The organism is Bradyrhizobium viridifuturi (assembly GCF_001238275.1).
Lineage (GTDB): Bacteria > Pseudomonadota > Alphaproteobacteria > Rhizobiales > Xanthobacteraceae > Bradyrhizobium > Bradyrhizobium viridifuturi.
In genome coordinates this window covers 80,289-96,778 of record NZ_LGTB01000043.1, presented here as the reverse complement: position 1 = coordinate 96,778, position 16,490 = coordinate 80,289, and the positions used below count along the sequence as shown (strand labels likewise).

The window sequence follows — 16,490 nt, the reverse complement described above, 5'->3', positions numbered from 1 at the left end:
ACCCGACAAGCCCCTCACGCCATCGCGCGTTCGGGCAATAGCTCCGCGATCTGCACCGCGTTCAGCGCAGCGCCCTTGAGCAACTGATCGGCGGCGACGAACATCGAGATCGAATGCCCGCTGGGATCGCTGAGATCCTTGCGGATGCGGCCGACCAGCACGTCGTCCTGGCCGGAAGCGTCGATCGGCATCGGGAAGTAGTTCTTGGCGCGGTCGTCGACGATCTTGACGCCCGGTGCCTGCGCCATGATGGCGCGGACCTGGTCCTCGGTGATCGGCCTCTCGCATTCGAAGGTGATCGCCTCGCAATGTGCGCGCAGCACCGGTACCCGCACGCAGGTGACGCCGATCGCGATCTTCTCGTCCTCGAAGATCTTGCGGGTCTCCTTGATGACCTTGGTCTCTTCGTCGTTGTAGCCGGTCTCCGGATCGACCGCCGTGTTGTGGTTGAACAGGTTGAAGGCGTAGGGGTGCGGCATCACCTTCGGGGTGTAGACCTGTCCGTTGAGATTGGCGCGGGTGGATTCGACGAGCTCCTCCATCGCGGCGGCTCCCGCGCCGCTCGCGGCCTGGTAGGTCGAGATGATCACGCGCTTGATGCGGTTCTTCTGATGGATCGGCCACAGCGGCACCAGCGCGGTGATGGCGGCGCAGTTCGGGTTGGCGATGATGCCCTTGTGGTCGCGGATGCGATTGGCGTTGATCTCGGGGATCACCAGCGGCACGTTCGGGTCCATCCGGAACGCCGAGGAATTGTCGACCACGACAGCGCCGGACTTCACTGCAAGAGGCGCGAACTTCTTCGAGATGCCGCTGCCGGCCGAGAACAGCGCGATGTCGACGCCCTCGAAGGCGCGCTCGGTCAGTTCCTCGATCACGACCGGCTTGCCGCGGAAGCCGATGGTCTTGCCGGCCGAACGGGCGCTCGCCAGCGCCTTCAGCTTGCCGACGCGGAAGCCGCGCTTGTCCATGGTGGCGATGAATTCGGCGCCGACTGCGCCGGTGACGCCGACAATCGCGACGACGGGATCGTTACTCACTTTGTCCTCCATTCGAGTCTCGGTTGAGCATGATCTGATCGGAAAACCGGTTCCCACTTTCCCGGATCATGCTGTTGTGCTGCAGGCAATAAAAAAGCCCCGGACCTTCATCAGGCGGGGCTTCGGGTAGAGATGATGCGGTTCGACCGACTACGCGCGCACGCCTCCCGAGGCCCCGGAGAGCTCAGTGGTTTTGGTGGTGCGTTTGGTCGCGGTGATCATGGTGGCGACTTATGCGGGACAGATCGGCGTCCGTCAACGGCTTTTGGGCGAAAATCTGGCAGGGAAAAACCTTGGCCGGAGAAAACCTGGCGAGAGAAAACCTGGCAGCGTAGCCGGTCTCAGCGCCTGCGCGCGCCCGGCGGCTCCAGGATCACCTCTTTCAGATCGCTGCCGGTGAGCACCACGATGACGAAATTGAGCTTGCCGCGGTCGCGCATCAGGCCGCCGCTGATCGCCTTGCCCGACGTGGTGTGTTCGGCAACCCGCACCGCATCGGCGAGGCGGTGGCGGAGCGCCCTCAGCACCATGAGGTTGCCGCGGTCTTCGGCGTCGAGCGACGTCAGCGGCGAGGCGGCCTCGCCACCCACCACTTCGCCGGTTGCGGCGTCGATGGCGTGCCGCCAGATCCGGTCCTGCTGCATGGTCTTGACCCGGTACACCGCGGGAAACGATGCGCCGTCGAAGCTGATGTCGGCGGTGATCGAGCCGGCGTGCAGCGCCTCGGCGATCGCCATCGCCTTGCGCAGCGAGATCTGGGCGGACTGGAAGCTGTCGAGCTCGCGCCGAACCGCGTGCATGTCGAACGCGCTGTCATTGTCGGGCGGAGTGAGAGCCGCGGCCGCGGAGCTCGTGACCGCATGGGCCGGCGACGCCAAGGGAAGGGCCAGCGCGACGGCTGCAAGCAGCCCCGTTCCGAATGCCCAACGCCGCAGTGCGTGTAGTCGTCCCGTCGTCATGGTCGCATCCGTCGCGTCGAACCGCCGCCCCAGGCAGAGAACTAGGCAGAGAAGATGCGGCCGACCCCCGTTAGTCAGAGGTCGGCCGCCGAACGTTCAGACGAAGCGATGGCGGCTGCTCCGTCGTGACGATCGAAGTTTACAAGGCGACACAAAACCGTTGGGGGGCTGAACTAGGTCCCGCGTCTCTTTGCAACTAAACAATACGGTTTCGTTCTGTTTATTCAAGACTCATCACGGCAACGTGTAAGGCGATGAATCGATCCTGCGAAAGTTTCAGCGCGCCGGCCGGCGGCGCGCCTTGCTGGCCTCCCTGGCCGTGTCGTGCAGCCGGTCCCGCGGCCCGACGGCGCCGGCCAGGAACAGCCGGATCGAGACCTCCATCCGCGTCTCGGCCGCCTTCATGTCGATCGGGATCCCGAACGTCGCCATCCGGTGGGTGTGGCCGACCACCATGTTGAGGAAGGTCTCGGCCGCGATCGTGGTGTCCTCGAGATCGAGCACGCCCTTGTCGGCCAGATGGTCGAAGAAATCGGCGGTCGTGGACACGGCCTTCGACCAGCCCTCGTCGACGGCGAGCTTGGCGACCTCGGGGAAGTTGATCGCCTGTGCGGTCAGGATCCGGCTGAAGGCGATCGAGTCGGCGCTGCAATTGAGCACCAGCAGCTGTCGGCCGAGCTCGATCAGCCGTTCTTCGGCCGAGCCATCGCAGTTGCCGTCGCCCCGCGCTTCGGCCGCGGCGGCGGCGAGCGGGGCGAGCCAGCGCGCAATCTCGCGCCGGAGCACCGCCGTGAACAGGCCGCGCTTGTCGCCATATTGGCCATAGACAGTGGGCTTGCTGACGCGGGCGGCCTCGGCCACCGCATCGATCGACGTCGCATCGAAGCCGCGCTCGAGGAACAGGCGGGTGGCGACCTCGATCAGCCGCTGGTCGCGCTCGATCGCAGCGTCCCGGGTCGGCCGGCCGCCGCGTGACTTGATCACGCCGCGTTTGGCCGCCTTGTTGGCCGCCTTGGCCCTGGTAGCCGTCAATCCCATTTGCCCATTCATCTCGTTGTGCGCCGGACGGGTTCGTCCGGTCTATAACCCGCGCAGTGCGGATTCGTCCATGCGGCGGTACCCGGGGCAGGTCGCTCAGGGCGGCGTCGCGGTCCAGGCGTGCCCGGCGGCGGCCTTGTCGTAGCCGTACTGGTAAAGCGCGCGCATATAGCCGGTGTCGAAGCCCTGGGTTTCCGCGGCCGGGTAGTCGCGCTCGATATAGGACAGATGGAAGCCGAGGCGGTTGCGCCGGGCGAAATCATAGGTCGACAGAATGACGGAGCGGGTCTGCGCCTGCGTGATCGCGGAAATGCTGCGCGAGGCGACGTCGATCGTCGAATTCGACACCAGCTGGAAATTGCCCTCGAGCTTCTTGTTGACGAGGATGTAGATGTTCATGCGGCCATTGGCCGGCCAGGCACGCTCGCGGAACATCAGCGCGTCCGGCAGCGTCAGCACTGGTGCGGTCACGCCGCCGTCGACATGCATCTCCTGGAAGCGCCGGCCTTGGCCCTCGGCGTCGATCATGATCGGCGGAAACACCAGCGGGATGCTGGCGGAGGCCGCCATCACGTCGCGAAACAGCTGCAGCGCCTCGGGCGTGCCGACGGCTGCGATCCGTCCCATGTCCCAGATCACGGTGCGCTGGGTGTCGAGATCGGTGGTGACGATCAGCAGCTTTCGGCCCTTGGCGTTCTCGCGCGCCACCTCGCTCAGGATGTCGTCGCCGACGTAGCGCGCCACCAGCTCACGCAGCCGCTTGTTGCCGAACAGGCCGGAGCCGAACAGCACCCGCATCAGGCTCGGATCGTCCAGCAGGCTTTCGGCGATGCCTGACGTGTAGACCTCCTTCAGCGTCTCGTCATAGCGCGAGCCGAGGAAGGCAAATGGTGCAATCAGGCCACCGGTGCTGACGCCGGAGACGACCGAGAAGCTCGGACGGTTGCCCGCTGCGGTCCAGCCGTTGAGCACACCTACGCCATAGGCGCCGTCGGCGCCGCCGCCGGAGAGGGCGAGATAGGTCTTGATCGGGGCGATGTTGTCCTTCTCGAGCCGGAATTTGGATGCCGGCTCGTCGGCATAGCGGCGCAGGCCGTCGAGATCGAGCACCCGCGAATTGACGGCGTCGGCAGCCGTGTAGGGCGTCCGCGGCAGCGAGCTGCAGGCCGCAAGGGTGAAGGCGAGCCCGCACAGCAGGGCCAGTTGCCGCATCGCATGAGCTGTTGCCGTCCGATGGCGGACGCGGTCAGGCCGGGCGCTGAAAAGGGAGAACATCTCGGTCTGGTTTGGCGCGGATTGGAGTCGCGGCGGGAAGCTTGGTCGCCATATTGTTGACATAAAACGATACGGTTTCGTTTTGTTTAACCGACGTTCTGTTCCTGGGCAAGCGCTGGTCGGGCCGTTCGCGTTCACGAAGTCGCGGGGAAGCTGTTATCGGACGGGTTGATCGGGCTTCGGCGACACGCAATAAGCAGCCGCATGAATCTTCCCAATCATTTCGAGCTGCTGGCAACCGACGGTGCCGCGCGCACCGGGCGCCTGACCACGCCGCATGGCCCCGTCCGGACACCCGCCTTCATGCCGGTCGGTACCGCCGGTGCGATGAAGGGCATGCATTGGCGCGAGGTGCGCGACGCCGGCGCCGATATCGTGCTCGGCAATACCTATCATTTGATGCTGCGGCCGGGCGCCGAGCGCATTGCCGGGCTTGGCGGCCTGCAGCGCTTCACCGGCTGGGGCGGCCCGATGCTGACGGATTCCGGCGGCTTCCAGGTGATGTCACTCTCGGAGCTGCGCAAGGTGACCGAGAAGGCCGTGACCTTCCGCTCGCATATCGACGGCGCCAAGGTCGAGCTGTCGCCGGAGCGCTCGATCGAGGTGCAGCGGCTGCTCGGCTCCGACATCGCGATGCAGATGGATGAATGCGTGCGGCTGCCGGCCGAGCGCGCCGACGTCGAGCGTGCGATGCAACTGTCGCTGCGCTGGGCCGAACGCTCCAAGCGCGCCTTCGAGAGCGCACCCGACGGCTACATGCTGTTCGGCATCGTGCAGGGCGGCGATGTCCCCGATCTCCGTCGCGCCAGCGCGAGCGGGCTGACGGACATCGGCTTTCACGGCTACGCGATCGGCGGGCTGGCCGTCGGCGAGCCGCAGGCGGTGATGCTGTCGATGATCGAAGAGACCGCGCCGGCGCTGCCTGTCGATCGGCCGCGCTATCTGATGGGCGTCGGCACGCCGGAGGACATCCTGGAGGCGGTGGCGCGCGGCATCGACATGTTCGACTGTGTGATGCCGACACGGAACGGACGCCACGGCATGGCGTTCACCCGGTTCGGGCAGATCAATTTGCGCAACGCCCGCCATATCGACGATCCGCGCCCGCTCGATGAAGAGAGCCCGTGGCCTGCGGCACGCGACTATTCGCGCGCCTATCTGCACCATCTGGTGCGTGCGGGCGAAACACTTGGGGCAATGCTGCTGTCCGAAATCAACGTCGCCTATTACCAGGAACTGATGCAGGGCATCCGCGATGCGGTGGCAAACGGTACGTTCGAGGATTTCAAAACGAAAACGCGCGCCGGTTGGGCGCGCGGTGACATCGCTCCGAGATGAGCTATGTGATCAGTTGCACACGATCGGGATCGGTTTCACCGAGTGCTTGGTCACGAACCCGTAACCGCAATTGTCGCAGGTCCAGAGATAGCTGATCAGATTGTCGAACAGGTAAGCGGACGCCTCCGCCGCGACCATTGAGTCAGCACACACCGGACACGTCGGCAAATCGCTGCCGCGCGGATCGGGCCTGGACGCGACGGTCGACAGAACTTCAGCAAGTGCTGGCATGTGCGCCTCCCTTTGCGTTCTAAGCTGCACCTGACGAAAGTGTATATAGACCCGTTTGTTTGACCTTGTCGCAACACAAATGCGTAGGTTTTACGTTATTTGTGCGGGTTCTGATTTTGCGATGCAACGAAGATGCAGCGAACGTGCGTCGCAGCGGTTTCTCACTTGCGCGGCATGACGCGCTGCTCCACATGAGAGAAGACCGCATATTTCCAGTACATCCCGCAACAAGGAGCCGCCTGATGGACGCGCCGTCGACAACGAGTGCAGTGCAACCCGGACGCGGCCGCGTCTTTGACTCGATCGTCGATGCGATCGGCTCGACGCCGATCGTGCGGCTGCGCAGACTGCCGCAGGCGAACGGTGTCAACGCGACGATCCTCGCCAAGCTGGAATACTTCAACCCGGCGGCCAGCGTGAAGGATCGCATCGGGGCGGCGATGATCGTGGCGATGGAGAAGGCCGGCATCATCAACGCCGATACCGTGCTGATCGAGCCGACCTCGGGCAACACCGGAATTGCGCTTGCCTATGTCGCGGCATCGCGCGGCTACCGGCTGAAGCTCGTGATGCCGGAATCGATGTCGATCGAGCGGCGGCGGATGCTCGCCTTCCTCGGCGCGGAGATCGTGCTGACGCCGGCGGCGCAGGGCATGAAGGGTTCGATCGCGACTGCCGAAGAGCTCGTGCGCACGACGCCCAACGCGGTGATGCCGCAGCAGTTCAAGAACCTCGCCAATCCCGAAATCCATCGCCGCACCACCGCCGAGGAGATCTGGAACGACACCGGCGGCAACATCGATTATTTCGTCGCCGGCGTCGGCACCGGCGGCACCATCACCGGCGTCGGGCAGGTGCTGAAGCCGCGCAAGCCGTCGTTGCGCGTGGTCGCCGTGGAGCCGGAGGAGAGCCCGGTGCTGTCGGGCGGCCAGCACACGCCGCACAAGATCCAGGGCATCGGGGCTGGCTTCATCCCTGACATCCTCGACCGCTCCGTGATCGACGAGATCGTCAAGATCAACAGCGCGACTGCGATCGAGACCGCGCGCGCGCTGGCGCGCAATGAAGGAATCCCCGGCGGTATTTCGTCGGGTGCCGCGATCGCGGCCGCCTTGCAGATCGGCAAGCGGCCGGAAGCTGCGGGCAAGACCATCCTGGCGATTGTGCCGTCATTCTCGGAGCGCTATCTCTCGACAGTGCTGTTTGAAGGAATCTGAGACACAGGAATCCAGGATATGGCCGATCAGCCGAGGCGACCGCGAACCCTGAACGATGCCCGTAGCGAAGCCGAGGCGGCGTTCAAACGCGCCACCACCAAGGTCGCTGACGCGGTGCCAAAGACCGTGGCCGTCCCCGGTGTCCGGGAGCAGGTCACGCTGCGGATCGATCAGGACGTGCTGCAGTACTTCCAGGAGGGCGGCCCCGGCTGGCAGGACCGCATCAACGCGGCGTTGCGCAAGGCCGCCGGGAAGTAAGCCCCTTCGCGGCAGGGAGCCCGGGATCAACCCCGGGCTGCTTGCTATCACCGCGTAACAGCATTGCAGGTCGCGATACGCAGCGTCAGCTCGCGCGCGCTCGCCTTGTTGCGCCCGGCTTCAGGTTCAGCAGGTTGCCGGCCAGGATCATGGCCGCGCCGAGCACCGTATAGGCGTCGAGCTGCTCGGCATAGATCAGCCACCCGGCGATCGCGGTGAGAGGGACGCGGACGAAATCCATCGGGATCACGACGGTCGCGTCGGCGTGGAGCAGGGCGCGCGCCATGCAGTAGTGCGAGAACGTGCCGCAGAATGCGATCACGGCGAGCCAGCCCCAGGTGGAGAGCGGCGGCCAGGTCCAGACATAGAGCGCGGGCCCGATGCTGGCGAGCGACTGCACCACCAGCATCCAGAACATGATCGTCAGCGTCTGCTCGGTCCGCGTCAGCGACTTGACCACGGCGACCGAGATGCCGAAGCCGACCGCTGCGGCGAGCGCGATCAGCTGGCCCGGATTGATCGCACCGGTCGCCGGCCGGACGATGACGACCACGCCGACCACCCCTAGCACGATCGCGACGATCTTCCAGGATGTCATCCGCTCGCCGAGGAAGCTCGCCGCTAGGATCGCGGTCCAGATCGGCATCGTGAATTCGATCGCGACCACCTGGCCGATCGGGATCAAGGTCAGCGCATAGAACCAGCCGAGCTGCGCGCAGAAATGGATCAGATTGCGCGCGACGTGGACGTGGATGCGCGCGGTCTTCACGATCGCGAACCCGCCATTGAGGTGGATCAGCGGATACAGCATCACGAAACCGAGCACGCCGCGCACGGCCATCAACTGGAAGACGTTGACCTCGCGTGTCGCCTCGCGGCCGGCCACCGCCACGATCAGCATCAGCGCGAGCCAACCGGACATCCAGAGCGCTGCGCGGGTCTTTGAGGGTGTCCGATCCATGACGGGGGCAAGGTGCGACGGGACGCCCGGTATCAGCGAGCTGATACGAATTTGCAACGCGCAAATCTGCCGACGTGGTGATGCGTCGGACGCGCGATCGATGCTAAGCAGGACCGGAATAATCACATCAGGAGGATCTGCTCATGCGTGTCTTGCAACCGGCCGAATGGTCGAAACCCCGCGGCTTCGCGCACGGTGTCGCGTTCGACGCCCCGGGAAAATGGATCGTGCTGGCCGGGCAGACCGGTGGGGACGAGAAGGGCGAATACGCGCCCGAGATGGCCGCGCAGGTCGGCACCGCGCTGAAGCGCATCATCAAGCTGCTGAACGAAGCCGGAGCCGGTCCCGAGCACATCGTCCGCCTGACCTGGTACCTGACCAGCCGCAGCGAATACGAGGCCGCGGGCGCCGGCATTGGTGCCGCCTGGAAGGAGACACTCGGGCGCAATTTCCCGCCGTCCACGCTGCTCTATATCGACGGGCTGGTCGATCAGCGCGCCAAGGTCGAGATCGAGGTCACGGCGTTCGTGCCTGCCGCCTAGCGCCGTTGAGGCGTGAGCGATCGCCGCTATGCGGCCAACAAAAAGCCCTCGGGGATGACCCGAGGGCTTCTTCGTTGGCCTATCGATGGATTACTTGGTCAGTGTGATGTTGGCGCCGCGGAACTGGCTGTCGGCCCTGATCGTGACCGACTGCTTGTTGCCGGCGGTGCGCATCGCGATGTCGGCGTTGAAGCCGGGGGCGCTGGCAACGACCTGGAAGTTGCCGCCGCCGCCGCGACCGCGCAGGTCGCCGCTGACATTGCGGCTCGCCTCGCTCCAATTGCCGGTGAGCGCGCTGCCTTCAGCCTGCACGTCGGCCGCCAGGTTGAACTTGTAGGCGTCGCTGGCGCAGGTGAGGTTCATGGTCATCCTGGGGCCGCCGACGTGATAGGTCGCACGGCAGCGAATGCGCTCGCTGGATCCGTCGTCCAGGGTGACCGAACCGGCGCCCGACCAGGTGCCCGCCATGCCGGCGAACGGGGCGGACTGCGCATGGCCAGCATTGCTAGCCAGTGCAGTCACGAAAAACGCGGCGGCTGCAAATGCGGGCCGCCGCGCGATGGCGAAGAAACGCGATACGCTGGTGATCTTACTGACGGGATGCTTCCCATCGGCCGCTGCACGGTACGCCAGCTGATGCCCCATTCCACTTCCCCGATCCGGAGTTGCCACTGAGTTGTCCGTTCGCATATGCACCATTGATCGAGACTCGCACAAGACCCCCACTGCCGACGGTGCCGGAGATCGCCGCGCCCTGCGCCGAGATCTTTCCTTCAGCAACCGTCACGGTCGAGCTCTGCGACGGTTCGCAGCTGCCGGTCTTGGTGACCACAGTGACGTTCCAAAGGCCGTCATAGGGCTGCTGAGCGGTAGCGGGAGCCGCGGTGAGCGCAGCAGCCGCGGCGACCGAAGTGACCAAAATCAGGTCGCGAATGCGGATCGAACGCATGAATCAAATCCCTGTCATTTCGTGTGATGACGCGGCTTATCCTGTCACAATGTGTTCAAAATTTGCTGCGTCGCGGGAGTCCCCGAATGTTCCTGTGAACTCAAACACATCATGGTGAATTCGGTTCCGGGGCGGGAACGAAGAATCTGATCCCTGGCCCTCAGTTGTTGGTATTTTGACACCGTCGTCTGGATCAGTGTTTGCCGGGGCTCAGATTGGGCGCCTTGGTCGCAAACTGCTCATCCTGCGGCTTGGCCGGCAGTGCGCCGTTGACCTTGCCGTAGTCGATGACCTCGCCGAGCAGACGCAGGCCGAGTGGCGCGAGCGCGCGCTCCCACAGTTCGCGTGCGGTCTCGCCCTTCTTGACGAACACCCAGTCCTGCGCGGCGATGGCGCCGGCATCCATGCGGTCGGCGAGATGATAGATGCTGCCGCCGGCGATCGGATCGCCTTCCTTGATGGTCCATTCCACCGCTGCGATGCCGCGATGGCGGGGCAGCAGCGACGGGTGGTAGCCGATGCCGCCAAGCTTGGCCACGGCAAGCGCCTCCTTGCTGACGCGGGCGTGGCTGTGGGCAGTCACGATCAGGTCGGTACCGGGGGCGATCTCGGCGGCCGTCACCAGCTTGGGATCGGCCTGGACGACCACTTCAATGCCGGCCGCCTTGGCCGCTGTTGCCAGCCGGTCCTCGCCGTCATGCACGACCACCCTGACCAGCGTGACGTGGTGCTCGCGCAGCATGTTCAGGGTCGTCACGCCGAAATGGCGGGAACCGACAAGGGTAATGCGCATGGGGATCACTTCCGTGGGGTTTACTCAGGGATTGCTCAGGCGGCTGCTATGCCGATAGCACACCACGGCCGCCTGTTTCGCTGTCCTGCCGCTTATCAACAGGACCGCCGGGTGGCAAATCTCAGGCCGCCGGCTGTTTGCTCGCCAGAACTTTGTCGATGCGCCGGCCGTCGAGATCGACGATCTCGAAGTCCCAGCCCTGCGCGGTGGTCTTCGCGCCGGTGTCGGGGATCGCTCCGAACGCGTGCAGCAGGAAACCGGCCGCGGTCTGGTAGGGGCGCGGCGAGGGCAGCGCGATGCCGAGCAGCTCGCTGAACTCGAGCGCCGGCATCCAGCCCGAGATCAGATAGGAGCCGTCGTCGCGCCTCATATAGGAGGGCTCGGCCGGGCCTTCCTCGGTATGGAAGGCGCCGACGATCGCCTCGAGGATGTCGGCGCTGGTGACGACGCCCTGGAAGGTGCCGTACTCGTCGTGCACGAGGCCGATATGCACCGCGGAGTCGCGCAGGATCGCGACCACGTCGCGGGCGTCGACGGTCTCCGGAATGATCGGCGCATCACGCGTCAGCGCGCGGATGTCGGGCGTCTGGCCGGCGAGGTAGACGTCGAGCACGTCCTTGGCCTGCACGATGCCGAGCGCATGATCGCGGTTGCCGTCGAACACGACGCAGCGCGAGTGATTGCTCTTTTGCAGCGTCGCCAGGATCTCCGGTGCGGGGGCGGCGAGGTCGATCAGGCTGACTTCGTGGCGCGGCGTCATCACGGCGCCGACCGGAAGATCGCCGAGCCGCATCACGCCGGCGATCATCTCCTTTTCGCCGGGCTCGAGCACGCCGGCATTCTCGGCCTCCACCACCAGCGTCTTGATCTCGTCCTCGCTGACGCGGTCCTGCGCGTCCTCGCGATGGCCGAGGACCCACAGCAAGAGCTTGCCGGACCGGTCGAGCAGCCATACCAGCGGCAGCGACAACCGCGCCATCATGGTCATCGCGGGGGCGACCCGCACGGCGATCTGCTCCGGGTCACGCAGTGCGATCTGCTTCGGCACCAGCTCGCCGACGATCAGCGAGGCATAGGTGATCACGCCGACGACGATGCCGACGCCGGCGGCGTCGGCGACGTTTGCAGACAGCCCGAGCTCGAACAGCCATTGCGAGAGTCGCTGACCGAGCGTGGCACCGGAAAACGCGCCCGACAGCACGCCGATCAGCGTGATCCCGATCTGCACCGTGGAGAGGAATTTTCCGGGATCGGAGGCCAGCGCAAGCGCGCGGCGCGAACCGCTGACGCCGCGTTCGACCAGCGCCGCAAGGCGCGCCGGACGGGAGGAGACGATCGCGAGCTCCGACATCGACAACAGACCGTTGACGACGATCAAGACCGCCACGATCGCAAGTTCCAGATAAATCACGGGAGTCCCTAAGCTTTGGCGGCGTCGGCCGCGCTCCGACGCCCAATATAGGCATACCGGCGCGATTTTGCTGTGCCTCGTCGGGCGCCCCCGCACAAGCAGAGGGTGCGTATGGCGCGCATGCAGCAGGAGATCGCGGCATTTTGGCACGCGGGCTGGTGACACGAGATGCGGCGGTGAATGCCGGCACGCTCCGGCCCCGGCGACGAAAGCGCCGCGACCTCTAGGCCAGGATCCGCAGCTCAGGCTTGGCGAATGTCTTGCCCGCTGCGGCCGGCTGACTCAGCATGTGCCTGGAAGCAGCCTGCAACTGCATGCGCAGATCGGCGTTGCATTGCTTCATCTGGTTGCGCAGCTCTCTACGGGAGAAGGCGGTGAGTGTGGGGTCCGCAAGCTGCTGCCAGGCGTTGCGGAGCCATTCCTGCAGCTCACGAATGTTCTGGTCCAAAACCTTCTGATCCACGCCGGGCTGGGTCATGCAGCCAAATCCCACGAAGTGATCAGTTGCAAAGTAACGCTGATTCGCGTCGCTTCACCTAGCGCTATGTTGCTTCACGCGCGTGTATGATGGGGGAGATCGGATGCGGCAGGCGTGCCGGCGCCGGCATCAGCACGCGTCGGTGCACAGCAATCCGGTACAATCGCGTGCGAGGCGTCGGTCGGCTTCGCACGTCACGGCGACCGATCCGGCAGGCGAACCAGAGAGCAACGACCTCGCTTCCGCGGGTGATAGTCGCGCCGATTGGGAATTCGGAGGGCGATGGCCTGCCGCCCGCGAGCGGCCTAGCGAGGCTGATTGCCTTCGGGCTTGCCTTCACGCGGAAGCTTGACCGGGACGTGTGGCGAAGTGCTCACCACGCGCGGGCTTCCGTCGGAATGGGTCTGACCGTTGAGCAATGTCTCGAGAACCAAAAAGAACTTTTCAGAAAGCATGGGCGTAGCCCTCGTCGTTCAATGTCCTTATGTCGCGGCGCTCCGCGGAAAATTCGATCAACTAAATGCGAGTCGCATCGGCATGGCGATGCTGCGGCGCAGTGCCTTCGATACGCAATCCGGAAGATTACCGGTGCCGGCGCCGTCAACCCATCGAGGCTTGCGCGAAATAGTTGCCAAATTCCTAACGATTGCTGGCGCTGCACGTGATGGCACTCACCGTTCCTTCAAGGATGCACGTTAACGATAGGGGTATGGATCGTGACCAGGATATCGACGAGGGATTCGGATCGGCGCTTCGCCGCAACTACGGGCGACTGGCCTGGTGGATCGTGCGGCTCAATCGCGTGTTCGAGCCGTCGCGGATGGCTGATCCCCCGCGTACCGAGCTGCCGTCGCGCACCGCCGTTCCGCCACGGCGGCCCTTGCCGCCGCGCCCCGAATAAACCTCACCAGGATACCGGCGCCTCCTGTATCGGCCGCCCGGCCGGACTGCTATTCCTGCGCCATCCGCGGGCCCCACGGGCCCGCCGTTTTTGGGGATGCGGCCGTGCGGCCGCACTAGCTGCGAGGAACGAACGCAATGATTGAGACGGTTGGCATTATCGGCGCCGGGACCATGGGCAACGGCATCGCGCAGATCTGCGCGGCCGCAGGACTGAACGTGACCATGGTGGATATCTCGGACGCGGCAGTGCAACGCGGCCTGAAGACGGTCGGGAGCAGTCTCGATCGCCTGGTCTCCAAGGAGAAGATGACCGCCGCCGATCGCGACGCGACGCTAGCGCGGATCACCGCGACCACCGACAAGTCGAAGCTTGCCGCCTGCGATCTCGTGATCGAAGCCGCGACCGAGAACGAGGAGCTCAAGGTCAAGATCCTCAGGGATCTCTGCGCCGGGCTGAAGCCGAGCGCGCTGGTCGCGACCAACACCTCGTCGATCTCGATCACCCGCCTTGCGGCCTCGACCGATCGTCCCGACCGATTCATCGGGATGCACTTCTTCAATCCGGTCCCGGTGATGGCGCTGCTCGAACTGATCCGGGGCTTGCAGACCTCGGACGACACGGTCGCCAAGGCCGAAGCGTTCGCCAAGCGCGTCGGCAAGGTCGCGATCACCGCGAAGAACAGCCCGGGCTTTGCGGTCAACCGCATCCTGTGCCCGATGATCAACGAGGCGATCTTCGCGCTGCAGGAAGGCATTGCGACCGCGGAAGAGATCGATGCCGGCATGAAGCTCGGCTGCAACCATCCGATCGGACCGCTCGCGCTCGCCGACCTGATCGGGCTCGACACCATGCTGTCGGTGATGGAGGTGTTCTACACCGGCTTCAACGATCCGAAATATCGGCCGGCGCCGCTGCTGAAGGAGATGGTCGATGCCGGCCATCTCGGCCGCAAGACCGGGCAGGGCTTCTACAGCTACAGCAAGTGACGTCCGCGCGCGGCTGATCCCCGTAGTCATCCGGGATGGATCGCGCGCGCAAGCTCGCGTAACCACGACACCTGATCCGCCACGAGGCGGGGGACATCAGACACGAGGCCCGGTCTCCTAGGCACACCGGGCCTCGTGTTTTTTGTATGTCCCGATCCCATGCGGAGTGTGCCTTTGGCCCCCGACGTGCGGCGTGACGCCCGGGTCACAGCTTCTTGAGGCCGTGCGCAGAAACCTCGCAGATCGTGCCGGCGTACCTACATCGAGGGCTGGGTGCCGATCGACGAAGGAAGCAGGATCATGCGCAAGACGAGTTGGGCGATTGTCGCGTTCGCGGCGCTCGGAACGAGCTGGATCGCCGGCTCCGTGCAGCCGGCGGCGGCCGACCCCTACGACTATCCCTGGTGCATCCAGGGCAGGGACGAGGGATATCCCGGCTATTGCGGCTACCAGACCTACGAGCAGTGCCAGGCGTCGGCGTCAGGCCGGGACGCCTATTGCGGCATCAATCCGCGCGTTGCGTTCAGCCAGCAGCGGATCGCGCCGCGGGCGACCCGGTAAAGCACGGTGCGCATGTCGGCCGGGCAGCCATCAGGCACGATGGTTGCATTGCCGATGGCTGGACAATTCCCCCTGCGTTGGAGAGTACATGGGCGAGATCATCAGGTTCATCTCGAAGTCTGAACTGGAGCGTGCGCGCCTGATCCGCGAGGCCCGGGCCAACTACGAGCGGATCTTTCCATCGGTCGATTCGGCCGATGCGCAGGGCGCCGCGGTAGAGGGCGACGGCAGCGAGGCGACGTCGAAGCCGTAGCAATCATTGCCCGGGGACAAGGCGGACGCCGCGATGTGGAAGCAGACCTGGCAGCGCTTGTGGCAGCGGTGGTGGCAGACGTGGACGATCGACAAGCCGGCCGCGCTCGGCGACTGGCTATGGCTGGTCCTGGTCGTCGAGCTCGCCGCCTTGCTGGATCGGCTGACCTTGCGGAAGCTGATCGCGTTGATCCCGGTCGTCATCCTGATCGTCGCCTATTTGCACCGGATTCCGCTTCCTCCCGAATTGATGCTGGTTGGCGATGCGCTGGCCTATATCGACATCTTCTCGATGATCTTCCTGATCGGCCTGTTCACGCGTCTCGCGACCGTCATGGCGGTCGTGAGGCAGGCCATCGCGTTCGTTCGCGACATCGCGGGGCGGGTGCCGAAGGCGCTGCACAGGCTCGACATGCGTCATCGCCGTGCGACCGACAGCGCGCGCCGCAGGCGGCTCACGCGCGCCGGGAATGACGATGATGACGGCGCCGTCGTCGCTGGCCTGGCCTGGGCCTAGGCGGTGCGGCGATGAGAAACGCGATTGCGCGGCCTAACGGGACCGGTGGTCCGCTTGATCGCCGTCACCGGCTACGAGCCGGGCAGGGCTGCTCGCGGACGAGGTGTCCTGGCTGCGCCGGTGCGAGCTCGACAGATCGGTCGGCCCCTGCCGGGAGCGATGAAACGCGAAGCCCATCTGGACACTCCAGATACCGAACAGCAGAGCGCCTGCCACGCAGGCTGCCACGAAGACCCAATCGCGTTTCTTCATCTGGTTCAACAAAGCCAACTCAACGCTGCGCCGTCGCCATCCTCGCGAAGATGCCCTTGCACTCCGGTCGAGAGTTGCTGCGTCCGAAGCAAGACTCACGCATACTGAAGCGATCGGGTGCACTTGTCGATCAGCCCGACGCGGCGTCAGCGCCCGGCGCGCGTCCGCGTCCGGCGCGCATCCGCGCGGGTCACGGAGCGGTGATTATCAAATCATGCGTTCAGCAACATTCCGACCAGATAGTCCGGCGTTCGCAACAATCTTGCCAAACTTTCACTAGGCCGTTGGCGCAGTGAGTTCGAAACTGCAGAACGCAATCGGACGAATCGCAATGACTGAACTTGAGGAGCTTCGATACTTCGAGCACCAGTGCCTGGAAATGGCCAAGCAGTCGACGCTGCCGGATGCTCGACGTGCGCTCCAGATCCTGGCCCGCAACTACGCCACGGCGGCCGAAATGCTCGAACGGCGCGCGCAGTCCGCCAACACGGCGCTCGCCCAATTGTTTCGATGCCTGCGGCTGTGAGC

General features: G+C 65.0%; 22 protein-coding genes. 11 read left to right on the top strand and 11 right to left on the bottom strand.

What is annotated here, in order from left to right:
• Positions 1–14 precede the first annotated feature (14 nt).
• The 4 genes from ALC15_RS32490 to ALC15_RS32475 form a co-directional block, all read right to left on the bottom strand.
• A complete protein-coding gene (locus ALC15_RS32490) occupies positions 15–1,052 on the bottom strand; it encodes an aspartate-semialdehyde dehydrogenase (RefSeq protein WP_050630817.1) in 1,038 nt (345 codons plus the stop codon).
• Between the two features lie 329 nt (positions 1,053–1,381).
• On the bottom strand, positions 1,382–1,999 hold the full coding sequence (locus tag ALC15_RS32485) for a PepSY domain-containing protein (RefSeq protein WP_050630816.1): 618 nt from the start codon (positions 1,997–1,999) through the stop codon (positions 1,382–1,384).
• Positions 2,000–2,275: 276 nt separating this feature from the next.
• Entirely contained in the window at positions 2,276–3,037 is a 762-nt protein-coding gene (locus ALC15_RS32480) for a TetR/AcrR family transcriptional regulator (RefSeq protein ID WP_050630815.1), read from the bottom strand.
• 96 nt (positions 3,038–3,133) lie between these two features.
• Positions 3,134–4,249 carry a patatin-like phospholipase family protein gene (locus ALC15_RS32475; protein WP_050630814.1) on the bottom strand — a complete coding sequence of 372 codons (1,116 nt, stop codon included), beginning with the start codon at positions 4,247–4,249 and terminating at the stop codon, positions 3,134–3,136.
• Positions 4,250–4,516: 267 nt separating this feature from the next.
• Here ALC15_RS32475 and tgt point away from each other — a divergent pair, with 267 nt between their 5' ends.
• Positions 4,517–5,650 (top strand): tRNA guanosine(34) transglycosylase Tgt, encoded by a 1,134-nt coding sequence (gene tgt, locus ALC15_RS32470; protein ID WP_050630813.1) that lies wholly within the window; start codon positions 4,517–4,519, stop codon positions 5,648–5,650.
• A 9-nt stretch (positions 5,651–5,659) separates the two neighbouring features.
• Here the strand turns inward: tgt and ALC15_RS32465 are convergent, their stop codons facing one another.
• Positions 5,660–5,881, bottom strand: a complete 222-nt coding sequence (locus ALC15_RS32465; RefSeq protein WP_050630812.1) for a hypothetical protein — start codon at positions 5,879–5,881, stop codon at positions 5,660–5,662.
• A 242-nt stretch (positions 5,882–6,123) separates the two neighbouring features.
• Between ALC15_RS32465 and cysK the strand changes: the two genes are divergently transcribed.
• Complete coding sequence (cysK, locus tag ALC15_RS32460; RefSeq protein ID WP_050630811.1) at positions 6,124–7,098, top strand: cysteine synthase A; 975 nt, start codon at positions 6,124–6,126, stop codon at positions 7,096–7,098.
• Between the two features lie 18 nt (positions 7,099–7,116).
• Positions 7,117–7,356, top strand: coding sequence for a BrnA antitoxin family protein (locus tag ALC15_RS32455; RefSeq protein WP_029082626.1), 240 nt, complete (start codon positions 7,117–7,119; stop codon positions 7,354–7,356).
• Positions 7,357–7,441: 85 nt separating this feature from the next.
• Here the strand turns inward: ALC15_RS32455 and ALC15_RS32450 are convergent, their stop codons facing one another.
• On the bottom strand, positions 7,442–8,317 hold the full coding sequence (locus ALC15_RS32450; protein ID WP_050630810.1) for a DMT family transporter: 876 nt from the start codon (positions 8,315–8,317) through the stop codon (positions 7,442–7,444).
• A 143-nt stretch (positions 8,318–8,460) separates the two neighbouring features.
• On the opposite strand from ALC15_RS32450, the gene ALC15_RS32445 reads away from it, so the two are divergent.
• On the top strand, positions 8,461–8,859 hold the full coding sequence (locus tag ALC15_RS32445) for a RidA family protein (RefSeq protein WP_050630809.1): 399 nt from the start codon (positions 8,461–8,463) through the stop codon (positions 8,857–8,859).
• A 90-nt stretch (positions 8,860–8,949) separates the two neighbouring features.
• Here the strand turns inward: ALC15_RS32445 and ALC15_RS32440 are convergent, their stop codons facing one another.
• From ALC15_RS32440 to ALC15_RS32425, 5 genes are all read right to left on the bottom strand, one after another.
• Positions 8,950–9,504: a hypothetical protein gene (locus ALC15_RS32440; RefSeq protein WP_050630808.1), complete on the bottom strand. Its 555-nt coding sequence runs from the start codon at positions 9,502–9,504 to the stop codon at positions 8,950–8,952.
• On the bottom strand, positions 9,449–9,808 hold the full coding sequence (locus tag ALC15_RS42345) for a hypothetical protein (protein WP_244486345.1): 360 nt from the start codon (positions 9,806–9,808) through the stop codon (positions 9,449–9,451). Before ALC15_RS42345 ends, ALC15_RS32440 begins: the two co-directional genes overlap by 56 nt.
• Positions 9,809–10,001: 193 nt before the next feature.
• Positions 10,002–10,601: a formyltransferase family protein gene (locus ALC15_RS32435; protein ID WP_050630807.1), complete on the bottom strand. Its 600-nt coding sequence runs from the start codon at positions 10,599–10,601 to the stop codon at positions 10,002–10,004.
• 121 nt (positions 10,602–10,722) lie between these two features.
• Positions 10,723–12,012 (bottom strand): hemolysin family protein, encoded by a 1,290-nt coding sequence (locus ALC15_RS32430; protein ID WP_050630806.1) that lies wholly within the window; start codon positions 12,010–12,012, stop codon positions 10,723–10,725.
• Positions 12,013–12,235: 223 nt separating this feature from the next.
• Positions 12,236–12,490: a hypothetical protein gene (locus ALC15_RS32425; RefSeq protein WP_050630805.1), complete on the bottom strand. Its 255-nt coding sequence runs from the start codon at positions 12,488–12,490 to the stop codon at positions 12,236–12,238.
• A gap of 411 nt (positions 12,491–12,901) precedes the next feature.
• Here ALC15_RS32425 and ALC15_RS45590 point away from each other — a divergent pair, with 411 nt between their 5' ends.
• The 7 genes from ALC15_RS45590 to ALC15_RS32395 all read left to right on the top strand — a co-directional run bounded on the left by ALC15_RS45590 (position 12,902) and on the right by ALC15_RS32395 (position 16,488).
• Positions 12,902–13,189: a hypothetical protein gene (locus tag ALC15_RS45590; protein ID WP_210168613.1), complete on the top strand. Its 288-nt coding sequence runs from the start codon at positions 12,902–12,904 to the stop codon at positions 13,187–13,189.
• A 10-nt stretch (positions 13,190–13,199) separates the two neighbouring features.
• The gene (locus tag ALC15_RS32420; RefSeq protein WP_050426568.1) at positions 13,200–13,391 is read left to right on the top strand and encodes a hypothetical protein; all 192 of its coding nucleotides are present in this window, start codon (positions 13,200–13,202) and stop codon (positions 13,389–13,391) included.
• Between the two features lie 137 nt (positions 13,392–13,528).
• Positions 13,529–14,380 (top strand): 3-hydroxybutyryl-CoA dehydrogenase, encoded by an 852-nt coding sequence (locus ALC15_RS32415; RefSeq protein WP_050630804.1) that lies wholly within the window; start codon positions 13,529–13,531, stop codon positions 14,378–14,380.
• Between the two features lie 300 nt (positions 14,381–14,680).
• Positions 14,681–14,941: a DUF3551 domain-containing protein gene (locus ALC15_RS32410; RefSeq protein WP_050630821.1), complete on the top strand. Its 261-nt coding sequence runs from the start codon at positions 14,681–14,683 to the stop codon at positions 14,939–14,941.
• Positions 14,942–15,029: 88 nt separating this feature from the next.
• Positions 15,030–15,194 carry a hypothetical protein gene (locus tag ALC15_RS44960; protein WP_167350186.1) on the top strand — a complete coding sequence of 55 codons (165 nt, stop codon included), beginning with the start codon at positions 15,030–15,032 and terminating at the stop codon, positions 15,192–15,194.
• Between the two features lie 33 nt (positions 15,195–15,227).
• On the top strand, positions 15,228–15,710 hold the full coding sequence (locus tag ALC15_RS32405; protein WP_050630803.1) for a hypothetical protein: 483 nt from the start codon (positions 15,228–15,230) through the stop codon (positions 15,708–15,710).
• 583 nt (positions 15,711–16,293) lie between these two features.
• On the top strand, positions 16,294–16,488 hold the full coding sequence (locus ALC15_RS32395; protein ID WP_050630801.1) for a hypothetical protein: 195 nt from the start codon (positions 16,294–16,296) through the stop codon (positions 16,486–16,488).
• The last annotated feature ends 2 nt before the right edge of the window (positions 16,489–16,490 follow it).